The following is a 4,163-nucleotide window of genomic DNA, read 5'->3' as shown; positions in this document are numbered from 1 at the left end:
TATTTACCAAATTTTACTCATCTTTAAAATAAATCCTGGCAATATTGGTTCTCCACTCACAGTCTCTGGATTTTCTAAACATTCGGTCGCGATTCCTGGACGATAAATATAAACTTTCCTTTCCTTTATATCAATTAACATTCCCTAATTTTACTTCCGACTTTGCCATATATTCTTCCATTTTTTCCTGTAAGGTTTTTAGACTATCAGAAGGTGACATTAATTCTACTACAAAATCTGGGCAAATTGGAGCAAATCTTTCTTTTTCTTCTTGAGATAAACTCATCCATCTTTCTAATTTTATCCAAGAGGCACTTGCACTCGAATCAAAAGCAATACCACTAGCTTCTTCTTCTGCCCAAAAATATAATTTTGCTGCTATACTAAGACTACGATTTCCAGTTTATGAACCAGCAGGAGACATAATTAATAACTCTCCGAATTTATTAGTTTCTATGTTTAAGTCTTGATTAATTTGACAGAATTCAAAAAATTGTTCCTCTGTTATTTTTAAACTTGGAGGCATTGGTAAAATCATGGTTTCTTCAAACATATTTTCCTCCTAATTTACCAAACTTTACTCATCTTTAACACAAAACCTGGCAATACTTTTTCCCCACTCACAGTCTCTGGATTTTCTAAACATTCATTCGGCATTCCAGGGCGATAAATATAAACTTTCCTTTCCTTTCTATCAATTAACCAACCTAATTTTACTCCCGGTTCTGCCATATATTCTTCCATTTTTTCCTGTAAGATTTTTAGACTATCCGAAGGCGACATTAATTCTACTACAAAATCAGGGCAAATCGGAGCAAATCTTTCCTTTTCTTCTTGAGATAAACTCATCCATCTTTCTAATTTTATCCAAGAGGCATCAGGAGATTTTTTCGCTCCTGTAGAAAGAGTAAATCCTGCACTCGAACTAAAAGCTAAACCTGTACCATCTTCTTCTGACCATAAGCCTAATTGTACACATAAGTTAAATTCTCTATTTCCTGTTTCCGAACCAACGGGAGACATAATTAATAACTCTCCAAATTTATTAGTTTCTATCCGTAAATCTTGATTAACTTGACAGAATTCAAAAAATTGTTCCTCTGTCATTTTTAAGCTGGAAGGCATTTGTAAAATCATTGTTTCTTCAAACATAATTTTTGCTCCTAATTTACCAAACTTTACTCATCTTTAACACAAATCCTGGTAATACTGCTTCTCCACTCACAGTCTCTGGATTTTCTAAACATTCAGTCTCCATTCCAGGACGATAAATATAAACTTTCCTTTCCTTTCTATCAATTAACCAACCTAATTTTACTCCCGGTTCTGCCATATATTCTTCCATTTTTACTTGTAGAGTTTTCAAACTATCAGAAGGCGACATTAATTCCACTACAAAATCCGGGCAAATAGGAGCAAATCTTTCTTTTTCTTCTTGAGATAAACTCATCCATCTTTCTAATTTTATCCAAGAGGCATCAGGAGATTTTTTCGCTCCTGTAGAAAGAGTAAATCCTGCACTCGAACTAAAAGCTAAACCTGTAGCATCTTCTTCTGACCATAACCATAACTGACCACACAAATTAAATTCTCTATTTCCTGTTTCCGAACCAGCAGGAGACATAATTAATAACTCTCCAAATTTATTAGTTTCTATGTTTAAGTCTTGATTAATTTGACAGAATTTAAAAAATTGTTCCTCTGTCATTTTTCCATCTGAAGGAATTTTTAAAACAATTGGATTTTCCCACATAATTTTTCCTCCCTCCTAAAATTTAGGTATTCAGCTATTAACATTCAGCTAGTGATTTTTGATTAATAGTTTTTTTGACTAAGACAATAAATTAATAACTTATAGCTGATAGCTAAATGCTGACTGCTAAATGCTTACAAAATAATTAAGGATTAAGAATCCTAGCCCAACTCTTAATCCTTAACTATATTATAGATGACTTATTTATTTATTTGTTAGGTTGAGGAGTCATGCGCAAATATGGCTTAACTTCTGTGTAACCTTTAGGGAATTTCTCTTTTAATACTTCGGGGTCTTTCAGAGAAGGAACAATTACACAATCTTCTCCATCTTGCCAATTTACAGGAGTAGCAACTTGATAATTATCTGTTAGTTGCAAAGAATCAATTACTCGAATAATTTCATCAAAATTACGACCTGTACTGGCAGGATAAGTAATAGAAAGACGGAGCTTTTTCTCAGGGTCGATGATAAAAACTGTACGAATTGTGAGATTATTTAAAGAGTTAGGATGAATCATATCGTACAAATCAGAAACCTTTTTATCTACATCTGCTAAAATAGGATAATTAACAGTTGTTTCTTGAGTTTCATTGATATCTCCAATCCAACCTTTGTGAGATTCTGCATCATCAACGCTTAGAGCAATAACTTTAACTCCACGCTTGTCAAATTCTGGTTTGAGTTTCGCAACTGAACCTAATTCTGTGGTACAAACTGGTGTATAATCAGCAGGGTGAGAGAAAAGAACTACCCAGTTTTCACCTGCCCAGTCATAAAAGCTGATTTCTCCTTCAGAGGAATTTTGAGTAAAGTCAGGTACTTTGTCACCTAATCTTAAGGCCATAGTTTATCCTAAATTCTTTATAGGGTACAATTATCTATATTTTCATCATAAGTTTCTTAAAGCTTTTAACTTTATATATTCTTTAGGACTAAAGCCATGAGGTAGGAAAAACAGGGTTTTGAGATTGTTTCCCTTCGGTCGTATCCGACGAAAATACCTTGCAGTTGCGTAAGTCCTGTTCTTAAAAATTAGGTAAGCATTTCCTGCGGAATGCGAGTGCATTCCGCTATCAACTCATTCCTTTATTAAGAGGAATTAATCTCCAAGGAGAATTAAACCTCCGATACGAAAAAGGTCATCAGCTAACTCTAGTCAGTTATTAACTTCAAAAGTTGAGGGCTGAAAGTTAATAGTTGAATGCTTACAAAATTAAATTAAAAATTGATGAGATTAGGTTAAATTTAAGATTAGTAATTTATGATATGTCTGACTAGCTGTGTTTCAACTTCTTTATTTTGTAATTCATGCCATACAACCGTTTTGGGTTCCTATCTGTTTTGTCTTTGCTTGGGGATTGATAATTTTAATGGTTTGGAGTATGGTCGGCACGATCGCTAATTTAGTCCGTACTGCTCAAAGAATGCACAATATTCCCTGCTCTAATTGTCTATTTTTTACTAGGAATTATTATCTAAAATGTCCTGTACAACCTAAAGTTGCTCTTTCAGAAAAAGCTATTAATTGTGTTGACTATCAACCTAAATCTGTGAGTTGGTATGATAGAGTTAATGAATAATGAATAATAAATAATGAATAACTAGGCTTTTATGAATAAATATAAAAGCATCGATAGATAAAGCTTTTAGGAAATTTAAGTCGGTAAAAAATACCAGCTTTTAGGTTAAAAAGGTTAAAAAAGTTAGCAATAAGTTCCTCACAGTTGAGGTGAAAACTTAAGAGACTATTCTTATACTTAACTCGTCTATAACTTCTATTTCTGCTGACTCTTAACTACTCCCTAAAAAGAGCAAAAATACTTTTTCAGCAAGCCCTAATTAACCATCAATGTAGTTAAACTACTATTGCACAATATTAAAGCAGGAGCGGGTTAGAAATTAATTAGTAATGGATAGTGAAATAAAATTTCGGTACTTGATTCAATTCCCTCACGGTTTTAACCAGCTCTAAAAAGTCTATAACTTTTATATGCCAAAGATTTTTATATTTAATCAGCAAACCCTAATTATTCATGATTCATGATTTATTATTCATTATCCTATATTGCTCTGTTTAAAATCCTAACTTCTTGGTAGTTTTAGTTGGAAAAGTTGGGATTTTTCGATATATAAAAAGTCTATAACCTTTATCTACAAAGTAGCAAACCCTAATTATTAATTATTAATTATTAATTATCAATTACCAAAAAATCAGGTCTAAAGCCTCCTTTTTTAAGGGGATGAAAAAAATATTTAACTTCAGTATTTCAAGCCTCCGAGTTTAGTCCGAGGTTCACTCTCTACTCTCTACTCTCTACTCTCTACTCTCTACTCTCTACTCTCTACTCTCTACTCTCTACTCTCTACTCTCTACTCTCTACTCTCTACTCTCTACTCTCTACTCTCT

4 protein-coding genes and 1 pseudogene are annotated in these 4,163 nt (G+C 32.9%); 1 reads left to right on the top strand and 4 read right to left on the bottom strand.

All coding sequences use genetic code 11. The features are described from left to right. Positions 1 to 3: 3 nt before the first annotated feature. The 4 genes and pseudogenes from VKJ25_RS00690 to VKJ25_RS00675 all read right to left on the bottom strand — a co-directional run bounded on the left by VKJ25_RS00690 (position 4) and on the right by VKJ25_RS00675 (position 2,600). Positions 4 to 553: pseudogene (locus VKJ25_RS00690) on the bottom strand (Uma2 family endonuclease). Between the two features lie 14 nt (positions 554 to 567). Beyond that, on the bottom strand, positions 568 to 1,152 hold the full coding sequence (locus tag VKJ25_RS00685; protein WP_324234709.1) for a Uma2 family endonuclease: 585 nt from the start codon (positions 1,150 to 1,152) through the stop codon (positions 568 to 570). A 16-nt stretch (positions 1,153 to 1,168) separates the two neighbouring features. Further along, positions 1,169 to 1,753: a Uma2 family endonuclease gene (locus VKJ25_RS00680; protein WP_324234708.1), complete on the bottom strand. Its 585-nt coding sequence runs from the start codon at positions 1,751 to 1,753 to the stop codon at positions 1,169 to 1,171. Positions 1,754 to 1,961: 208 nt separating this feature from the next. Continuing rightward, the gene (locus tag VKJ25_RS00675; RefSeq protein WP_324234707.1) at positions 1,962 to 2,600 is read right to left on the bottom strand and encodes a peroxiredoxin; all 639 of its coding nucleotides are present in this window, start codon (positions 2,598 to 2,600) and stop codon (positions 1,962 to 1,964) included. 526 nt (positions 2,601 to 3,126) lie between these two features. On the opposite strand from VKJ25_RS00675, the gene VKJ25_RS00670 reads away from it, so the two are divergent. Continuing rightward, positions 3,127 to 3,336, top strand: a complete 210-nt coding sequence (locus VKJ25_RS00670; protein WP_324234706.1) for a hypothetical protein — start codon at positions 3,127 to 3,129, stop codon at positions 3,334 to 3,336. The last annotated feature ends 827 nt before the right edge of the window (positions 3,337 to 4,163 follow it).

Origin of the sequence: Okeania sp., assembly GCF_035285525.1 — a bacterium.
GTDB lineage: Bacteria > Cyanobacteriota > Cyanobacteriia > Cyanobacteriales > Microcoleaceae > Trichodesmium.
This window is presented reverse-complemented; position numbering and strand designations above follow the sequence as displayed.